16 protein-coding genes are annotated in these 18653 nt (G+C 45.3%); 3 read left to right on the top strand and 13 right to left on the bottom strand.

Annotated features, from left to right (window positions below):
- Positions 1–11: 11 nt before the first annotated feature.
- Genes KUA50_RS10410 through fabG form a run of 11 tightly spaced genes read right to left on the bottom strand, consistent with a single transcriptional unit; the run spans position 12 to position 9448 of the window.
- Positions 12–365 carry an EamA family transporter gene (locus KUA50_RS10410; protein WP_218457243.1) on the bottom strand — a complete coding sequence of 118 codons (354 nt, stop codon included), beginning with the start codon at positions 363–365 and terminating at the stop codon, positions 12–14.
- Positions 353–2185 carry a beta-ketoacyl-[acyl-carrier-protein] synthase family protein gene (locus KUA50_RS10405; protein WP_218457242.1) on the bottom strand — a complete coding sequence of 611 codons (1833 nt, stop codon included), beginning with the start codon at positions 2183–2185 and terminating at the stop codon, positions 353–355. Before KUA50_RS10405 ends, KUA50_RS10410 begins: the two co-directional genes overlap by 13 nt.
- Positions 2182–2439 (bottom strand): phosphopantetheine-binding protein, encoded by a 258-nt coding sequence (locus KUA50_RS10400; protein WP_022110663.1) that lies wholly within the window; start codon positions 2437–2439, stop codon positions 2182–2184. Before KUA50_RS10400 ends, KUA50_RS10405 begins: the two co-directional genes overlap by 4 nt.
- Before the next feature lie 35 nt (positions 2440–2474).
- Positions 2475–4193: a beta-ketoacyl synthase N-terminal-like domain-containing protein gene (locus KUA50_RS10395; RefSeq protein WP_218457241.1), complete on the bottom strand. Its 1719-nt coding sequence runs from the start codon at positions 4191–4193 to the stop codon at positions 2475–2477.
- A 30-nt stretch (positions 4194–4223) separates the two neighbouring features.
- A complete protein-coding gene (locus tag KUA50_RS10390; RefSeq protein WP_218457240.1) occupies positions 4224–4649 on the bottom strand; it encodes an acyl-CoA thioesterase in 426 nt (141 codons plus the stop codon).
- Positions 4650–4661: 12 nt separating this feature from the next.
- Positions 4662–5111, bottom strand: coding sequence for a pseudouridylate synthase (locus KUA50_RS10385; protein WP_218457239.1), 450 nt, complete (start codon positions 5109–5111; stop codon positions 4662–4664).
- Positions 5112–5129: 18 nt separating this feature from the next.
- On the bottom strand, positions 5130–6029 hold the full coding sequence (locus KUA50_RS10380; RefSeq protein ID WP_318346024.1) for a lysophospholipid acyltransferase family protein: 900 nt from the start codon (positions 6027–6029) through the stop codon (positions 5130–5132).
- A gap of 8 nt (positions 6030–6037) precedes the next feature.
- Positions 6038–6280, bottom strand: a complete 243-nt coding sequence (locus KUA50_RS10375) for an acyl carrier protein (protein WP_218457238.1) — start codon at positions 6278–6280, stop codon at positions 6038–6040.
- A gap of 27 nt (positions 6281–6307) precedes the next feature.
- A complete protein-coding gene (locus KUA50_RS10370; RefSeq protein ID WP_218457237.1) occupies positions 6308–7435 on the bottom strand; it encodes a methyltransferase in 1128 nt (375 codons plus the stop codon).
- Positions 7436–7466: 31 nt separating this feature from the next.
- Positions 7467–8696 (bottom strand): beta-ketoacyl-[acyl-carrier-protein] synthase family protein, encoded by a 1230-nt coding sequence (locus KUA50_RS10365; RefSeq protein ID WP_022110656.1) that lies wholly within the window; start codon positions 8694–8696, stop codon positions 7467–7469.
- A gap of 20 nt (positions 8697–8716) precedes the next feature.
- Entirely contained in the window at positions 8717–9448 is a 732-nt protein-coding gene (gene fabG, locus KUA50_RS10360; protein ID WP_218457236.1) for a 3-oxoacyl-ACP reductase FabG, read from the bottom strand.
- A gap of 381 nt (positions 9449–9829) precedes the next feature.
- On the opposite strand from fabG, the gene KUA50_RS10355 reads away from it, so the two are divergent.
- From KUA50_RS10355 to KUA50_RS10345, 3 genes are all read left to right on the top strand, one after another.
- The gene (locus KUA50_RS10355) at positions 9830–10084 is read left to right on the top strand and encodes a hypothetical protein (protein ID WP_022110654.1); all 255 of its coding nucleotides are present in this window, start codon (positions 9830–9832) and stop codon (positions 10082–10084) included.
- Positions 10074–10424, top strand: coding sequence for an addiction module toxin RelE (locus KUA50_RS10350; RefSeq protein WP_218457235.1), 351 nt, complete (start codon positions 10074–10076; stop codon positions 10422–10424). Before KUA50_RS10355 ends, KUA50_RS10350 begins: the two co-directional genes overlap by 11 nt.
- Before the next feature lie 1316 nt (positions 10425–11740).
- Positions 11741–13114 (top strand): ATP-binding protein, encoded by a 1374-nt coding sequence (locus tag KUA50_RS10345; RefSeq protein ID WP_218457234.1) that lies wholly within the window; start codon positions 11741–11743, stop codon positions 13112–13114.
- Between the two features lie 110 nt (positions 13115–13224).
- Here the strand turns inward: KUA50_RS10345 and KUA50_RS10340 are convergent, their stop codons facing one another.
- Together KUA50_RS10340 and KUA50_RS10335 are read right to left on the bottom strand one after the other, a co-directional pair.
- Positions 13225–15168, bottom strand: a complete 1944-nt coding sequence (locus KUA50_RS10340; protein ID WP_218457233.1) for an alpha-L-arabinofuranosidase C-terminal domain-containing protein — start codon at positions 15166–15168, stop codon at positions 13225–13227.
- 198 nt (positions 15169–15366) lie between these two features.
- On the bottom strand, positions 15367–18636 hold the full coding sequence (locus tag KUA50_RS10335; RefSeq protein ID WP_218457232.1) for a glycoside hydrolase family 2 TIM barrel-domain containing protein: 3270 nt from the start codon (positions 18634–18636) through the stop codon (positions 15367–15369).
- Positions 18637–18653 lie beyond the last annotated feature (17 nt).

Raw genomic sequence — 18653 nt, 5'->3', positions numbered from 1 at the left:
CTGATGAGGCATCATTTTGCGATGAGGCAACAACCTATCATGATGAACCCAATACCTAACCATTTCCAGACCGACACTTGTTCATGAAAGAACAGGATGGCTGCCAGCATTCCGAAGATGTATGTGATGCTCACCATCGGGTAAGCAACGCTGAGCGGGAAATGTTTTACAATATACATCCATAGGAGGGAGGCTGCGCCGAAGAAAAGTCCACAGCAGGCAAACTGCCAGTTGAACAGGAGACTTAGCCAGAAATCTCTTGTCCAACCGAAGGGATGCATTTTCTGTAGGGCAAACTTCAGACATACCTGTCCTGCCGCTAAAAGCATGCTCTGCGTGATAGCCAGAAATATTACTCGCCACATGATAATACCATCGCTATAGAATGGATGGAAGGCAAGGCTTTTTCTCCACTCTGTGTTCTTAACTGGTTTAATAGCGGGGTGCTTTCATCATGGCAGCCCACCAAAACCGTTTTTGCTTTTCCACTTGCTAATAGCATTTTCGCATCACGGATGGCCCAGTCAAGAGAATCTTCGCCCTGCGTATAGGTGATGTTGTAACCATGACAATGGGTCTTGATTGCAATATTGCTGCCTATGGTGTTGTGGGTACTCTGCATGAAATAAGTAGGTTTGAGCATATCTTCCCCTTCTTCTTTCAGTTGGACAAGCAATTTCTCACTATTTTCCAAACATCCATAAGTAGTGCCCGTGATGATGGCATCCGGGGTGGCTATTCCTGCTTTTTCCAAAGCCTCTAAAGAGGAGAGTAATGAACTTTTCATGATCTTGCCCATTCTCCTGGCTTCTAATGGCTTTACATATTTGCGGATGTCGGACAAATCCTCTTCTGAGTTAATCTCTACAGTTGAAAGAATACGGATGTTGCTGGCAGTCTGCTGAGGCTCCCTTTCAGTCTGTGTTGCTTCCTCTTCTGTCGGATGAGTAGAAAAAATGAGCGAACTGTCATTTCCGCCAAATCCAAAGGAATTGCAGAGAACGTTTTCCAGCCTTACGTTTTCGATGCCTGTGCAAGGAATAATACCGTTTTCCATCTGTTTTTCCCAACCGAGATTGGCTGGGATGAAATGATGCTGCATGGCAAGCAGACAGATGACCGCCTCTATGCTTCCCGATGCGCTGGTAGTATGTCCGGTAAATGATTTTGTACTTGAAATCCAAGGCATCTTCCTGCCAAATAACCGTTTGAGAGATTTGGATTCGCTCTGGTCATTATTGGGAGTACCAGTACCATGTGCATTTACATATTGGATGTCTTCCGGTTCTATGTGTGCCATATTCAAGGCTTCTTTCATCGCCAAGAAAGCTCCTTCTCCATTCTCAGACGAAGCGGTCTGGTGGTACGCATCGCAGGCATTGCCATAACCGGTAAGGTAAGCATGGGGCGTTTTCCCTTGTTGGCGGGCGGCAGATTCTGATTCCAAGACTACGAATGCAGCGCCTTCTCCCAAGTTCAATCCTGCGCGGGTTGCATCAAACGGGCGGCAGCGCTTCTTGTCGAGAATCATCAGGGAATTGAAACCGTTGAGATGGAAACGGGAAAGTGCTTCTGAACCTCCGGCAACAACGATGTCTGCTTCACCGGTTTCTAATAGTTTGGCTCCCAACATGATGGCGTTGGCGGCAGAAGAACAGGCAGTAGAGATGGTGGTCAATTCATCAAATCCACCTTGTCCTGTGCCCGATTCATTCCTGAAATAATCAGCAATCTTCTGTGTGCAGTTGCCTCCATCGTGGTGGTTGAGAAAAGCCAGTTCTTCCACCTTCGTTTCCTTCTGTGACTGAAATTGCTCGTAGAGTGGGTTGAAACTCTGTTCAGTAAGGTCCATTCCGCCAACCGTCGTTCCCGAAACGAGGACGATCTTCTTATTGGAAGCAGAGACAGAAGAAAGGTCGATTCCTGCATCCTCCAGAGCTTGCCGGATGGCAAGGATTCCCATGAGTTCTGTGCGACTCATCAGTTGTTTTTCTGGAATGCCGAGCCGTTTTTTCATTTGCTCATTAGACAAAGCGACCTCTCCTACAGGCAGTTCGTGATGAACCGACTGTAGAAATTGCATCTCTTTGATTCCCGACTTATGGGCGAGCAGAGACTGCAACACTTCCTCTTTATTAGTGCCGATGGCAGAAATAATGCCTTCGCCTGTGATAGCAATATTCATTTCTTTCTGTTCTTGCTCACATAGTCTGCAATCGTGGCAATACTTTTGAAAATAGCCTTACCTTCAGCAGGGTTAGCCAATTTGATTCCATATTTTTTATCCAGCAAGACGATGAGTTCCAGCGCATCAATCGAGTCCAGTCCCAGTCCGTCTCCAAAGAGTGCATCGTTCTCATCAATATCTTCAGGAGTCATTTCTTCGAGGTTTAATGCCTCTATGATTTCCTCCTTGAGTTCTTTAATCAATTCTTCCATACGATTTTATTTATATGATTTTAATATTTTATTTCTCATTTGTAATTTCTCATTTTCTTGATCTTCAGATCCGCTTCGAAATGCCTTTCGTCTTCATAATCAATCCAACCTGTCAGGAAACTCTTGCTTTGAGCGTCCCGACAGGAAGCCTGCAGGATTTCCTCCATCATCCTTTCGTCTTTATCGGGCAGGATGAAGAAGGAGGTTTCACCATGAAAATGATTCCTGATGGCAATCTCGCCCGTTACGATGTTGGGCAACGTATAGACGAAGATGGAAGGACTTGGAAAATAATTGTCTTTATCGTTTATAGATTCCTTATAGTTCCTGTCAGAGGCGATGGAAGAGGAATGGTTGAAAAAGATGATTGCCCTTTCCTTGTCCGTTTCTCCCTTTTCTGCATTCAACAGGATTTCTGAGGCCACAAACCCCAGGCGGCTGAGTCCATCCATTTTGTAGAATTTCGGATAGTCGCCTATCATCTGTTTGTAGAGAGATGTCAGGAGAGAATGATGTTCCAGTCCTTCCTGTTCTCCCAGTTCCTCCTTACCTTCCCAAATCTTCCGTTGGTCCAATATCACCTCTTCGGGCGTAATCCTTATCGTGTGAGTGGTCGTGAATTCACGATTCTGTTGTTCAATTTGCGATAAAGCAATATTCTCTCTTTCTGGTTTTTGGGCTGCCCATATTGTAGCATTACAACCTCCGAATCCAGACAACATCTTGATGAAGCCTTTCTTGTCAGTTGGTCGGTTTTCAGCACAGATATTCATTTTCCCGGAAACTCCCAGTTCAGAAAAACCTCTGGTTCCCAAAATCGTATCATCATCAATTGCTTTCATGCTGATGATGGTTTCGAGAATGCCGGCAGCTCCCATCGTATGCCCCCAGAAACTTTTGTAGGCATTGGCGGGCAGATCTGACAGTCCTGCTCTGCCGATGGCAACAGATTCCATCTGGTCATTAAAAAGTGTGGCTGTGCCATGAGCATTGATGAAAGCCAGATGCTCTTTCAAGTCTATCTGTTTGCAAGTGGATGAAATCTCTTTCGTGAAGGATTCCAAAGTTCTTTGGAGGGACAGATACAGACCATCTGCAGTTTTGGAGGGGGTGCTGATATGGAAAGCGTCATTTCTGATGAAACCATCCCCCATTCGCCAGGAATTTCCCTGGATAGGATTTTTGCTCAGAATAAGGGTAGCAGCAGCTTCGCCTAAATTGAGTCCCATCCGTTCCATGTCAAATGGGCGACAAGGCTCAGGGGAAAGCGCTTTCAAGGATTGAAAACCGGACAGGATGAATTGCCGGGGCGTGTCGCAACCACATACGATGGCAGCATCATACAGGTCAGAATCTATCAGTCTGTTGCCCAAAATCAAGGCAGATAGTCCGGAAATACAAGCATTACAAACGACAATAGGTTGGGAGTCTATTCCCAACTGGCTGGCTATTCTTTGCGCAGAATCAGCCAAGGAAATATTTTCTTCAATATTTCCTTTCGTAGAACTGAGAATAAAAGCTGTGCGCTTTCCTTTTAGTTCCAGTTGCGCATTAGCAATGGCTTTTTGTGCAGATTTTAGGGCCAAAGTCTCGAAGTCTTCGAATAGCAGAGAGGCGTAGAATCCTTCTGGAATATTGCATGTTCCAGGCTCATAAGCACGGATGCCCGACCTGCCAGCTTTTACTGACAGGTAATTTTCCTCGGATGTTTCCCCTAATGGAGAAATAATATTATCTGCTATGATGTAAGCCATGATTCAACCTCATTTGTCATTTGTCATTTCTCATTTCTCATTTGCCAATTGTTTCTCTTTCCATTCTTGATAGAAGGGCGGATTATCCCAAACGAGCTGGTAATTCAAATCCATGAAAACCTGTACGGAATGACCTGTTGCGATAAGAGAATTGTCTTCCTGATCGTGGATTTCGTAATCGAACACAATCTTTGCTGCTTCAGTAGGACGATAGATGATGTCGATGCGTGGACGCATTCCATATCTGATAGGCTTCTTATAGTGAAAACTGAGTTCTACGATAGGAGCAAAATAGCCATGATCGAAGAAAGTCATGTATTCCAGCCCGTATTTCTTGCCGAAAGCCTCGCGGGCATCCTCGAAATAGAGCGGGTAGGAACCATGCCAAACTACGTTCATCGAATCGACTTCGCTGAAACGTATTTCAAATTCTTTGGATTCTTTCAGTTCTTTCATCTTTCTTTCTTTTTACTCTTTAACGGCAATTTTCATTTCAGTCGTTACGTAAACCTGATTTCTCCAGGAAACGGTTGCCTCTGCTAAGGTCATTCCGAAGACTTCTTCTTTCACTTCTACACGGGTGGTGAGAATTTCCCCCACAGGTGGAAGCTGTTGGATGTCCATATTGCGTATGGCTCCGATAAAACCAATCTGGATTTCTTTCTTATGAATATAGTTGTAATATCCAATCCGTGCTGCGCAAGTCTGTGCAATATTCTCTATCAGGCCAGAGGCAGTAAGGTGCCCATGCTCAACAAAGATATGGTCGTTCCTGATTTCTGTCTCTGCAAGCGTGACAGTCTTATCGCAATAGACGAGCCGGTCTATCATGACAAACGGCTCTTGTTGAGGCAGAAGTTCGTGTATATCTATTTGGCTGAGTTCCAATCCTGCCGGATTATCTATATCTGAATTCATGTCTTTATCTTGATTACATCATGCGATGGATGGTTCAGCATTTTTATCTGCCCAGAAATCGTAAAAGTTGTACCATTGGTCTGGATATTGTCGCACAAGACGTTCCAGCTCTTCTGCATATTTCTTGGCAAGTTGCTCCATCTTTTGCTTCCGGGGCGCCTGCTTGTCATAGGCGAGGGGAACCACAAAGATTTTGTACTTTTTTCTGGAAATGCGAATCACGTTGATGGCTAAAACTTCCAGGTTGCGCATCGTAGCAACAGCGAATGGACCCGATGGAAAATGAGCCGTCTTGCCTAAAAACTCAGTTGGAATGGTTTTCGAGGAACCCATCACCCGGTCGGCAGGCATACTGACAATCTCATGGTTGACCAGAGCCTCGTTGATTTTGAACAGATGGCTCATGTCCTCTTTTACAGGAATCATCGTGATATTGTGTTCAGAAAACTGTTCCTGTCTTCCTTCCATAATCCTGTCTTTTTCGCCTCCATATACAAGTGCGTTGTAGCGTTTCCCGGGCGGAGTCAGAGAATAGCCAGCCACCTCATAACAGCCGATGTGGGAACTGAACATCAGAAACCCATCGTCCTGAAAAGCCAGCTCTCTCAGAAATTCGGCACCCTCCTGCTCAATATCAAACCTTTTGCCGGCAAACATGGCAAACCGGTCTATCACAACCGTGGCAAACAGGCAATGGTTGAGGTAAGTGTGCCATGCAGAGCTCCATCTGCCCAGACCGATGCGATTTCGGAAAAACCGATAGGCATGGCTGCGGCTGTGGTTGGTATTTAGCAGTAAACAGACGGGCATGATCATCGTCCATGCGAAAACATAGATGAAACGCTCGTCCACGAACCTGAGTATGTTGATGAGTTGGCGATGCATCCAGGCATTACCGAAAGTCGTATTCTTCTTCACTTCCCCTTTTATCCCACTTTACTCTCGATATAATCACAGAACTGGGTGAGGGTAGTAACCCCTTGCATTTCTTCCGGTTTGATTTTGAATCCGAAGTTCTTCTCCACGATGACCACAATATCTACGAAGTCGAGGCTGTCTATGCCCAGATCATCCTTCAATTTAGCTTCAGGAGCAATCTTATCTTCATCAATCTCCAAATCCTCAATGAGGAAGTTTCTTACTTTTTCTTCTATTTCTTTTCTTTCCATGTGATAGTTCAAATTTTATATGAATGTTTACTTTCTTGTTTTTACTTCCAGTATCGAATGGCCGTGACCTATTCCATCGTGGATGGCTACTACCTTGAGTCCGGCACGTTCTATCTGTCTGATCATGTCGTCGGAATGATACATCTTACTGTTTCCATTCGCCATGACCGTGAAATAGACACTTGTCATGGTCAGGCAGAGCGATGCAGTCTCGTATTTCTGCCGGTCCCAGAAAGTCTCCATGATGTATAAGGTAGTATTCTCCGACATCACTTGACTCACTCTTGCCAGAATGCTGTATATCTCCTCTTCCGAGAAGCAGTCTAAGAACTGGCTCATCCAGATAGCATCCCAGTTGTCGCCCTGTTCTGCAGGAGCCATCTCTTTCAGGGTAGGAAACTGGTTTTCAGTTTTCAGAATATCCGTAGGAAAGCCATGGATTCTGTCAGCTCCCTTTTTGCCCTCAATATTCCTCTTCATCATTCCTATCTGTCCAGGCAGGTCAACGATGGTGACATTTACCAGCGGGTTGTCATCCACACAACGAAGCGCAAATTCACCCGTATTTCCACCCACATCCATCAGATGTTTCGTATCTTTGGAGAAAACGATTCCCAGCGCCTTGTCGAAAGAATGGTCACTATAGAAATGATCAAAATTGAGCCAGCTCTCCAGTACCTGCGGAGAAAGCTGAGATAATCCCTCGTAGATGGTAGGCCAGTTGCCTAAAGTCTTCAGCCCGGCAGGTTTCCCGGTCTCCAAGGCTTCATCCAGATAAAACAATCCCTGGTAATTGACATCATGATTGAAGTCGATATTTACCCGGGTAGCAGCATCCGTGAGCAGAAACCACCCCGTCTTCGAAATCGTATAGCGGTCTGAATCCTTGTCTATCAGAATGATACCAGCACTAAGCGAAGCTTCCAGCAAAATCTTGAGCGCATACTGGGAGAGGCGGGTTTTCCCTTCCAGTTCCTCCAGGGTCAGTCCGTCATGACTGTTTCTGATTTCCTCCAGAATACCCCATTTCAGCATGAGTCTGGAAACCTGGAAGATGACGGGGCCCCATGCGATGAATTCTGCTTGTCGCTGAGCTTCCTGGGCAGACAACTGCTCCTGTGAATAGCGGTCGCTTTCTGACTTGAATAGATTCATAATGATTGCTTATTTTTCTTTTCAGAAATAGTTATTCCTTGAATTTTCTGATGACCAGAGCCGAGTTGGTTCCTCCGAAACCGAAACTGTTGCTCAGTACGGTATTGATTTCCGTATCTACCGTCTTAGTCGCAATATTGAGTTTTTCGGAATATTCGTCTGGATTTTCAAAGTTCACGTTAGGGGCCACGAAATTGTTCTGCATCATCAGCGTACTGTAAACAATCTCCGAAGCTCCCGCCATCCAGCATTCGTGCCCGGTCATTCCCTTGGTAGAAGAAATCAGCGCATGTCTGCCGTTGAACATTCTGTCGAGGGCGATTGCTTCATACATATCGCCCTGTCGTGTACTGGTGGCATGAGCGTTGATGTAGTCAATATCCTCTTCCGTCACGTTGGCTGATTTCAGCGCACGGCTCATGGCGATGACACTACCCTCGTCTGATGGCTGACTGATACCCCCACCATTGCTGGAGAAACCATATCCCACCACTTCCGCAAGAATATTGGCGCCTCGTGCTTTGGCATGCTCGTAATCCTCCAGTACCAGAGAGGCAGCTCCACCACTTGGAATGAGTCCATCGCGGTCTCGGTCGAAAGGACGGCTTGCCTTGGCAGGTTCGTCCATGCGGATAGAGAAGGCGCTGAGTGCATCAAAGGAAGCCATGGAGTAATAATTGGTTTCCTGCGCACCGCCACAGAGCACCATCTCCTGCAAGCCCTGTTTGATCATCATATATCCCAAACCGATGGAATGACTTCCGCTGGCACATGCCGAGCTGACCGTGAAGTTGATTCCCCGGAGATGGAAGATGGTACTGAGATTCATGTTGACGGTAGAGTTCATCGACTGGAAGATGATGCCATATCCGAGCATGGCAGAATCATGTTTCTCATCCATGATTTTAGCAGCTTCGATGACGGGTTTGGCAGAAGAATCGTTGCCGAAAATACATCCCACCTCATTTTCCCGGAGATACTCATCCGAAATCTCGGCTTGCTGAAAAGCCTGAACACTTGCCATATAGGCATATTTAGCCTCTTCAGACATTCCGGCACGCGTATGGCGGTCGAGCATTTGTTTGGTAATGACAGGTTCCTCCACTATACCGGTCAAAGCCGAACGGTAGCCGTATTCCAATCGTTCCGGTTGGATTCCGATACCCGATTTTCCTGCGTATAATGATTCCTTGACAGTATCCAGATCTGTGCCAAGGCACGACCAGATACCCATTCCTGTAATGACAACTCTTCTTTCCATTATTTTGTAGTATATATATATTATGTGTAGAGCCCCCCATTGATGTTGATGACTTCTCCTGTGATGTATGCCGCTTCGTCAGAGGCAAGGAAATCAACTAAGGCAGCCACTTCCTCTGCCTTGCCAAATCTTCCCGCAGGAATCATCTTTTTCAGTTCATCTTCAGGCAACTCCTTAGTCATGTCTGTAGCGATGAATCCAGGAGCTACAGCGTTCACCGTGATGTTGCGGGGCGCCACCTCCTGTGCCAGCGCCTTGGTAGCTCCGATGAGTGCAGCCTTTGCAGCACTATAGTTTACCTGTCCAGCCATTCCCTTGATACCTGAGAGTGAAGCCATATTGATGATACGTCCGCCATGTCTGCGGGGCATCATGTGTTTCAAGAGTCTGCGGGTGATGTAGAAGAACCCGTTGAGGTTGGTGTCGAGGACATCGTGCCAGTCATCGTTGGACATCATGAACATGACATTATCCCTTCTGATGCCAGCATTATTTACCAGTATGGAGATCCACTCATCAGGATGCGCAGATTCCCATTGGTCTATGGCAGCCTCTATCTGTTGAGGCTGAGACGCATCAAAGGGCAGGAGTTCAGCATAGCCGCCCTCTTGTTCAATTTCCCGTTTTACCTGTTCCGCCGCCTCATGGTTGTTCAAGTAATTGATAATCGTGCAGAAGCCCCGTTGGGCAAGTCGTAAAGCCACGGCTTTTCCAATACCTCTTGACGCTCCTGTAACTAAAGCATATTTCATCTTTTCCGTTATTCAGTTGATATTTAAATGTGCTATTTCCTGAGAAACGAGCGCATAGTTGTTTGCAAAGGTAAGAAAAAAATAATAAAAGTGCTCAGAAATTTATATATTTTGCTCATCTCTATATGATTTTTCACAAAATATGATGAAATCAGCAGTCATCAAGTCGGGATTTCAGTCCAACTTGTCATTTAAGATTGCGATAATGAAGATACCTATTATGACTCATATACTTGAACCATATCCATTACCCCTTGTAAAGCTTATTTGGTAACCAAATAATGTTAATTTGGTTACCATTTTGATTGCAGTTTCAATAAAAAACCGTATCTTTGCAGAAGAAAGGTAGCACTTTCTTTGCATCGTAAACAAATATATAGAATGATGGTTGTAATTAGCACAAGAGACTTTCGCACTAATCAGACAAAGTATCTGAATTTGGCAAAAGCAGGAGAGCACGTAGTCCTAAAATCGCGTGCAGGAAATTTCCGCATCTTCCCCGATGACGGAAGTCATAGTATTGATTCATCGCGCGACTTGATGAAAGAACTCAGAAACGCTTTGACAGAGGTAAAGGAAGCCATTGCCGGAAAGCGTAAACTTCAATCTGCAGATAGTTTGCTTGATGAGTTGTAATATTACAGTATCGGTTTCTGACGACTTTGCAAAAGAAGCAAAACGTCTTGCTAAGAAATATCCAAGTTTTAAACAAGACTACAAGGAATTTCTCGAAAGTATTAAGGACAACCCTCTGCAAGGTGATGAAATTACAAAAAACATACGTAAAATCCGTATGGCGATCAAAGCTAAAGGCAAAGGAAAATCAGGTGGAGCAAGAGTCATTACTTTCAATGTCCTTACTGATGTAGAAAATGGTCAAGTGGTTTTACTTCTTCTCTATGATAAAGAGGATGCTTCAACCGTCAAAGTCAATGTAGTCAAGCAACTTGTGCGAGACATGGGATTTGATATTTAATATATAGCCAATGCCATCATCGCATGCTCAGACAAAATAGTGTATGTTTTGTTGATATTTCAATTTCCTAAGAACCCCATTTCTTGCCCTTATTTTGGTCATCATTGACGACCGGCGTCTGTCGTTTATTAAGACCAAGGTTTGTCGTCTATGACGACCGAAATCTGGTACAAGAGAAGCTTGCTTTCGATTGCTGGTGCAAAGGTACAAAAAAGTGTTGTAGGATGCAATAGTTTCCGGTAACTTGAATTCAATTTTCCGGAATCTTGTGAAAATAGCCTTCCAAGGGTAAGTGAAAAGATACAAATGGTAAGCAAGCATCTGGTCATTAGTGACCGGTCATTATCGGTCATTAAGAAAAATCAATCCGGTCAATATTAAATTTAATATTATATTATAGCCATTTTTTTGCGCCCCGAAAATCTTAATGACCGAAAATGACCGGGCATTAATGACCGGATTTTATTTTCTTTATGACAAGCGATTTAATGTATAAGACTAAAATGAAAGTATTGATTATCAGTATGTTATATGGTCGTTTAGACTGTCTGTTTACCCTCCTAAAATTCTTCTTCTCTTATTCTCCTGTCTCTTCAATTCTTAGAAAATCCATGCTTATCATCCTTTTCTTGCTTGCCATTTTGTTGAATTCCTTTACTAAATCGCCCCCAAAACTGCATTTGGGGCACTTGATTTTTGCATTTCAGCTTCATTATTTCGCCATTTTCGAGGGTCTTAAATCGCAAAAAATCGCCTCAAAATAACTTTTTCCGTTAAAGAAAGCATTAAATGTGGTATTATATAATAGTTTGCCAATCTCTGCTATAATAACAAAAATACAGAACATTCCTAAAGATGATAAATCTTATTGAATAATCTATGGTAAGCAAAGATTGTAGTTATAAGTTTCAACATCAAGTACTTACTAATATCTTTACAAAAAAAACATCATCGATGTATCATGAAATAAGGAGAAGTATCATAAAATACGGCTTTGAGTTGATTTAAAAGGCTAAAAAGAAGTGTCTACTATTCCAGTTTTAAAAAATCTTTAGTGTCTAGATACGACTTTTTTCTGATACCACCCAAAAAATGCCCTGCAGAAATGTGTTAGTAACTTCTGTAACCGCAACCACTATAACCACCTCTGGGAGGTGTGCAAACTTTGTGCTAAAGATTGATTCATGCATATTATTTCTCGGATTTGAGTATTTTACCGCCGATTATTTCTCGGATTTGAGTATTTTAACGCGATTTATTTCTCGGATTTGAGTATTTTTACTATATTTGCACCTGTTATTCAAAGAGTTACGGTTATGACAGAATATATACATAGAAACATAGATTCAGAACTCATCGCCTGGAAGGAAGATTCCATGCGGAAACCCTTGCTGCTTCGTGGTGCCCGACAGGTTGGAAAGTCATCAGCAGTTAAAAACTTTGGAAAGCAATTCGAGTATTTCGCCGAGGTAAACTTCGAACGTAACAAGGCAATCAAAACCTTCTTCCAGGGGGATATTGACGTACGATTGATTGCTAAAAAAATCAGTAGTTATATCAATGTCCCTGTAGAAGCAGGTAAGACGCTTCTCTTTCTCGATGAAATCCAGGAATGCCCTGAAGCCATCATGGCACTACGCTTCTTCAAGGAAGATTATCCTGAGCTGCATGTCATAGCCGCAGGATCACTTCTGGAATTTACGCTTCAGGAACTCCCTACTTTTGGAGTAGGAAGGATTCACTCGCTCTTCATGTATCCGATGACTTTCGATGAATTTCTGTATGCCAATCACGAAGAAGGGCTCATCCTTCTCCGAAATGAAGCATACGGAAACCAGTCTTTAGATCAAGCCTTCCATGATAAACTCGTGGAATACTTCCGCACCTACCTGCTTGTAGGAGGCATGCCGGAATCTGTTCTGGCATGGACCAAGACACACGATTTCAACCGATGCAGAAACATCCAGGAAGACATCATACTGACATACGAAGATGATTTCAGCAAGTATAAAAAGAGAGTCAACCCAGATTTACTGCGCACAACGATGCGTGGCATCTGTCATCAGGCAGGAGAGAAGTTGACATACAAGCAAATATCAGCAGATTATCAGAGTTCACAAATCAGAGAAGCCCTCCGCCTGTTGACACTTGCAGGAATCGTTACTCCTGTGGTTGCTACCTCGGGCAATGGTATTCCGCTGGATGCGGAAGCTGACGAGAAAAGCATGAAGGTTCTCTTTCTGGACCCAGGATTACTGTTAGCTGTGCTTCAATTGGAAGGCGACCTGTCTCAGCAGCTCATAGAACTTATTTTAGCCGGCACACCTCAGGAACTTGTCAATAAGGGAGGTGTAACAGAAATGGTTGCCGGACTCGAGATGATGCGCTACAAACCATGCATCCAGCGCCAGAAGATGTTTTATTGGGAGCAGAAGGGGAAGAGTGTTGCCGAGATAGACTATCTGGAAATCCACAACATGAAGATTACCCCTATCGAAATCAAATCGGGCACTCAGGGCGGCATGAAGAGTCTCTGGCTATTCATGAGAGAGAAAAAGCTCACCGAAGCCTTCCGTTGTTCCTTAGAGAATTTTGGATCATTTGATTACATTGACAAGCAGGACGATGATGCCATAAGGCATGTCACCATACTGCCTCTCTATGCATTATCCCTATTGAGAAGCCGTTAATAAAAACAAGTCATCGTTTTAGTGAAGAAAAATCCCTTGCAACATCTCTGCTGCAAGGGATTCGCCATCTTTCTACCTTAACGGTAATACACTATATAACATAAACTTAACTAAAATCTATATACTACAAAGCTGTTCGCCTTCATCTTCACATTCAAGACGTTGCCGTTAGCCTGAGCATCTGATACAACAGGAACAACCACGTTCTTGTTGTCTATTTTGTTCTCTGCCTGAATATCGTCGGCATGGAGAACGGTTACCTTACCTGGGTTCAACTTCTTGATACCATTAAAGGTTACGTTGATTTCCTTCTCCTCGTTAGAGGTATTGGCAATCTTCACGATGTAGCTCTTGGTGCGCTTGTCGAAACAAGCGGTGGCATAGAGGCCATTCTCGCCAGCTACAGCCTTGCCGTTCTCGGTAAGCTTCAACACATGAGTTCCCTTGTTGAGTCCATAGAGCTGCTGAACATAATAGTTGGCTGAACGCACAGAACTGAGGTTATCGAACCAGATGAGGTCCGGACGCCATTGCCAGCCTTCTACATGAGCGAAGAGTGGGGCATAGGTTGCCTGGTAAACCACGTCTGCATTACGCTCCAAACCTGTCATGAAAGCTGCCTCAGAAAGGGCTGCCTCCCATGAGTTTGGATCATGCTTGGCATGGGCTGCATACTCGCCAGCGAATACCTTAGGACCCTTGCGGTCGTACTTGTCGTAACGGCTGGCATTGCTGCGGAACCACTCAGGGCTCTTGTAGTAATGCTCATCTACCATATCTACACCCAACTTGCGCATCTGCTCCCAACCGTAGTCGAAGTCCTTTCCGTCGGCAGATGGACCAGATGAACCGCAGATCTTGATCTTAGGATACTTGGCATGGATCTGCTCCATGAACTTCTGCAAACGCTCTGGATACATAGGACCCCACTGCTCGTTACCGATACCTATCTGCTTGAGGTTGAATGGTGCTGGATGACCCATATCGGCACGGAGCTTACCCCACTTGGAGGTAACAGGACCATTGGCGAACTCGATCAGGTCGAGGGCATCGTCGATATAGCTCTGGAGATCCTTGACTGCTACATGCGCATTAGGATCCTTATCATCGTTCTGATACTGGCAAGCCAGACCTACAGAGAGAATTGGCAATGGCTCTGCACCAATCTTCTCTGAAAGGAGGAAGTACTCGTAGAAGCCCAAGCCCAAAGACTGATAGTAGTTAGGGAAAAGGCGATGTGGGAAGGTATCTCTCCAGCGGTTCTCGTTCAGAGGACGGTTCTCTGGAGCACCCACAGAATTCTTCCACTCATAGCGGGTATCGAGGTCGGTACCCTCTACGATACATCCGCCAGGGAAACGGAAGATGCCTGGCTTCAGGTCGGCCAAATCCTGTACGAGATCGGCACGGAGGCCATTCCAGTTATCCTCTGGGAAGAGAGAGATGTGGTCGAGATCTACGCTCTCAGAACCTTTCTCCAGATATACTCGCATCAATCCCTTAGGATCGGTCTGAGGAGAAGTAAGGGTAGCAGTTAGCTTCTGCCATTTATTATTGGTGATGTTGATGACCTGCTTGGCAATCACATCATTCTTGGAATTGACGAGTTCTACACGAATCTTGCCCTGCTTGCCATCGATGAGATGCAGACGGCCATATACGGTGAAATCGTACTTCATATCCTTCTTCAAGCCCATGCCGAAGAAACCGCGGTTCTCAAGACCGGTCTGCTTCTCACGCGCACCGGCACTCTCGAGAGTTACATAATGAGGGTTGCGGTCGAAGGCTGGCTTCACGTCATTGAGGGTTACATTTCCGAAGGTATTCCATCCCATCAGGCGCTGTGGGAACTCGAAGGAACGGTTTTCTACCATCTCTGCATAAAGACCACCATCGGCACCGAAGTTGATGTCTTCGAAGAAAATGCCATACATGGTAGGTTGGATTTCTACTCCAGGCTTGTTTGCCTGAACTGCAAACTGATGCTGTGCTGAAGCACCGAGAGATGTCATGGCTGCCAGCATAAGGGCAGCGAAGATATTCGTTTTTCTCATGTTTACGTTGTTTATTTTTAGGTTTATTCTTATTTTGTGATATTCTTACTTGAATAATTAAGTTGTATTGCTTAATGCGTTTGCAAAGATACAGAAAATCCACCCCAAATGGGGTGGACTTTCTGATTAAATATGTTGGATTATTGCTCAAATGCTCTATTTTGGGGTCTCATGAGCCTTAATCTCATGGGTTCTTTCCTATTTATTCAATGGGATAATGGTGAAACTGAAAGTCTTGTCGCCATAATGAATGCGGTATTTCTCCAAAGGCCATGCGCCCCAAGAGTTCTCGCCGCCTACACCCATGTGCTCGCCATCGAGGAAGAGATTGGTGTATTTTGACTTCTTCAGGTTGAAACTGTGGCGCTGATCTTTCTCGTCGCCATCATCCAGTTCTTCTGTATCGAAGTGGAGGGCACTTGCATAGAATGGCTTGCAGTTCTTGACCATGAATCCGAAGCCTGCAGCATCTGTCTGCTTCCACCAACGGATGTCGCCCTTGGTTCCACTTTCCTGTGGACGGACGTAAGGGAAGTACTGGTTGTCTGCATCGTTGCTGTAGATGCCTATCTTCATGCAGTCCTCACGGTCGGAGTAGTTTTCGATAGGGCCACGGCCGTAGTACTGGCTCTTGTCCATTTCGTATGGCAACTGCATCTGCATACCGAAGCGGAAGAGATCGCTTACTTTCTCGCCTTCTGTAGCGATGAAGTTCTCAGTAACCTTTACGGCTCCTGTGTTTGGCATAATCTGATAGATCAGTTCCAGCTTGCCCATTACCTCTGGCATATTGTAGTTGGCGCAGATGGTATAGGTATTGGCCTTCTTGTTCTTCTCTATGGTAATTCCGCTCAATTCCAACTTAGGGTTCTTCCATGCCTTGAATTTCTTCTGGAATCCTGCACCCATGTCGTTATCTGTAGGAGCACGCCAGAAGTTTGGCTTCAAGGTTCCGCCTTCGCCGAGGAATGACTTGCCCTGATAGGTGTATTCAGAGATAAGACCGGTTGTGCGGTTTACCTTTACTGTCAGGTCGGCTGTTGAAACGGTAATGTCCTGTTCGCCCTTCTTGTCTGTAAACTTGGTCTTCACCTTCTTGCCGTCCTGAGCCTTAGCCAATTTGTCTGAACAATGACCGCAGCACTTCTTCTCCTTTACTGTCAACTGGTTGTAGGCAACAATCTGTCCTGCTTCCATCAGCGGCTCTGCTTTCTTCAGACGGAAATCGATGTTGAGGAAAATCTCCTTGCCCTTTGCCTGGGTGAGGTCGTAAGGAAGGGTGAAGGTCTTGGTCTGATGAGGGGCTACGTCGATGTCGGCGATGGTGCCGTTCTGAGTCTCCACACCATCTTCGATGAGACTCCATGCCAAAGCATAGTTGCTCAGATCACGGAAGAAGTTTTCGTTATATACGTTCACTTCGCCCTTGGCTGCATCCTTCAGGGTAGCCCAGATGTTCTGGTACTGGTAAGCCACCTCGTAGGCATGAGGATTGAGCTGGCGGTCTGGACCGATGATACCGTTGCAGTTGAAGTTGTTGTCGCTTGGGTCGTAATTGTTGTAGTCGCCACCATAGCAATATTCTATCTTGCGGAGCTCTTCATTGCTCATTTTCTCTGGATTCTTGATGGTCATCGGCTTCAATACCTTGCGGTGCAAGCCCTGGTCAACGAAATCCCAGTCGAAACCACCTTGGAAGATAGGATATTTGCGTACCAGATCCCAATATTCTTTCAGATTACCGCCCGAGTTACCCATCGTATGGTTGTACTCGCATTGTATGAGCGGCATCTTGCTATTTGGGTTCTTGCAGTAATTCTCGCAGTTCTTTACAGAATAATACATTGGGCAGAAGATGTCTGTGCCTTCTCCCTGGCGAGCCTGCTCATACTGTACTGGGCGGCTCTGGTCCTGTGATTTCACCCACTTGTAAGCCTGAAGGAAATTGTCGCCCATCACGGTCTCATTACCCAAACTCCATGTCACAACGGAAGGATGATTGAAGTAGATAGAGACATTATGCTGGTTGCGCTCCATAATCTGCTTGGCAAACATCGGCTTCTTGGCAGCTGCATCATCGCCATACTGGAAACCGTGGCTCTCCTGGTTGGCTTCTGCTACGAGGTAGATTCCGTATTCGTCGCAGAGATCATACCAGCGTGGGTCATCAGGATAGTGGCAGGTACGAACGGCGTTGATGTTCAGGCGCTTCATGATCTTGATGTCCTGAATCATGCGTTCCAAGCTTACTACATATCCTCCGTCTGGGTCGATTTCATGACGGTCGGCACCCTTGATGAGTACAGGCTGGCCATTCACGAGGAATTGCTTGTTCTTGATTTCCACCTTGCGGAAACCTACCTTGACAGGAGTGATGCTTGCTGATTTCATGTTGCCATTCTTCAGCGCACTTGAGAGGGAAACCTGAAGGGTATATAAATAAGGTGTCTCTGCATTCCACTTGTGTGGATTCTCTACGTTCATCGTAATGTTGGCTGTTCCGTTCTTTGCCAATCCTGTAGCTGTAGCCACCTGCTTGCCCTCTTTGTCGAAGAGGATGAAGTTCAGCTTGCCTATTCCCTTTACCTTGGCAGAGATGTTGAGTACGCCATCCTTGTAGTTGTTGACGAGGTCTGGAGTCACACGGATATCCTCCAAATGCAACTTGGCATCACGAGCGAAGAGATAGCATTCACGAGCCACACCACTCAGGCGCCAGAAGTCCTGGTCTTCATCCCATGAACCGTCACACCAGCGGAATGTCTGGAAGGCAATCAGATTCTTGCCCTTCTTCAGATAAGGAGTGATGTCAAACTCGGCAGCTACCTTGCTATCCTCTGCATAACCGACAAACTTGCCGTTTACATAGAGATAGATGTTGGAAGTAACGCTACCGAAGTGGGCTACTACCTGCTTGCCGTCCCAGTTTTCTGGAATATTGATGATGCGGCGGTAAGAACCTACGTGGTTGTCCTTGGTAGGAACTGCAGGAGGTTGCTGGTCGAAATGTCCGCGCCATCCGAAGCCCACATTTACGTATTCAGGAACTCCGAATCCGTTCATCTCCCAGATACCAGGCAGATTCATGGTCTTCCAGTTGGAGTCGTCGAGGTCAACCTTGTAGAAATCGGTAGGGCGCTGGTCGGCATTCTCTACCCAGTTGAATTTCCAGGTTCCGTCGAGCGAAAGGAAATACTTGCTTTCCGTCTTGTTCATGTGCAGGATATCCTTGCTCACAATCTTACCGTCTTTCTCATAAACCCAGTCATCTGCCGAATAGGTGAAGAAGTTGGTGTGTAATGGAAAACGATTGATGGCATTCACCTGCAGGTCGTGCCATTCGGTATAGCTTGGTTGTTGGACTGTCGCCGCGTTCAACGGCTTAATGGTAGCCTTCGGTTTCTTCATACCAAAGGTTGCCATTGCCAAACTTGCCATACCTAATGTAATGAAAAGTCTTTGTCTCATAATTATAGGTTGGTTTT

Source organism: Segatella hominis (genome assembly GCF_019249725.2).
Lineage (GTDB): Bacteria > Bacteroidota > Bacteroidia > Bacteroidales > Bacteroidaceae > Prevotella.
This window is presented reverse-complemented; position numbering and strand designations above follow the sequence as displayed.

What these genes read in the sequence shown, in the direction of transcription:
- KUA50_RS10410 (WP_218457243.1), bottom strand. Translation starts at nt 365, where the DNA reads ATGTGGCGAGTAATATTTCTGGCTATCACGCAGAGCATGCTTTTAGCG.
- KUA50_RS10405 (WP_218457242.1), bottom strand. Translation starts at nt 2,185, where the DNA reads ATGAATATTGCTATCACAGGCGAAGGCATTATTTCTGCCATCGGCACT.
- KUA50_RS10400 (WP_022110663.1), bottom strand. Translation starts at nt 2,439, where the DNA reads ATGGAAGAATTGATTAAAGAACTCAAGGAGGAAATCATAGAGGCATTA.
- KUA50_RS10395 (WP_218457241.1), bottom strand. Translation starts at nt 4,193, where the DNA reads ATGGCTTACATCATAGCAGATAATATTATTTCTCCATTAGGGGAAACA.
- KUA50_RS10390 (WP_218457240.1), bottom strand. Translation starts at nt 4,649, where the DNA reads ATGAAAGAACTGAAAGAATCCAAAGAATTTGAAATACGTTTCAGCGAA.
- KUA50_RS10385 (WP_218457239.1), bottom strand. Translation starts at nt 5,111, where the DNA reads ATGAATTCAGATATAGATAATCCGGCAGGATTGGAACTCAGCCAAATA.
- KUA50_RS10375 (WP_218457238.1), bottom strand. Translation starts at nt 6,280, where the DNA reads ATGGAAAGAAAAGAAATAGAAGAAAAAGTAAGAAACTTCCTCATTGAG.
- KUA50_RS10370 (WP_218457237.1), bottom strand. Translation starts at nt 7,435, where the DNA reads ATGAATCTATTCAAGTCAGAAAGCGACCGCTATTCACAGGAGCAGTTG.
- KUA50_RS10365 (WP_022110656.1), bottom strand. Translation starts at nt 8,696, where the DNA reads ATGGAAAGAAGAGTTGTCATTACAGGAATGGGTATCTGGTCGTGCCTT.
- fabG (WP_218457236.1), bottom strand. Translation starts at nt 9,448, where the DNA reads ATGAAATATGCTTTAGTTACAGGAGCGTCAAGAGGTATTGGAAAAGCC.
- KUA50_RS10355 (WP_022110654.1), top strand. Translation starts at nt 9,830, where the DNA reads ATGATGGTTGTAATTAGCACAAGAGACTTTCGCACTAATCAGACAAAG.
- KUA50_RS10350 (WP_218457235.1), top strand. Translation starts at nt 10,074, where the DNA reads ATGAGTTGTAATATTACAGTATCGGTTTCTGACGACTTTGCAAAAGAA.
- KUA50_RS10345 (WP_218457234.1), top strand. Translation starts at nt 11,741, where the DNA reads ATGACAGAATATATACATAGAAACATAGATTCAGAACTCATCGCCTGG.
- KUA50_RS10340 (WP_218457233.1), bottom strand. Translation starts at nt 15,168, where the DNA reads ATGAGAAAAACGAATATCTTCGCTGCCCTTATGCTGGCAGCCATGACA.
- KUA50_RS10335 (WP_218457232.1), bottom strand. Translation starts at nt 18,636, where the DNA reads ATGAGACAAAGACTTTTCATTACATTAGGTATGGCAAGTTTGGCAATG.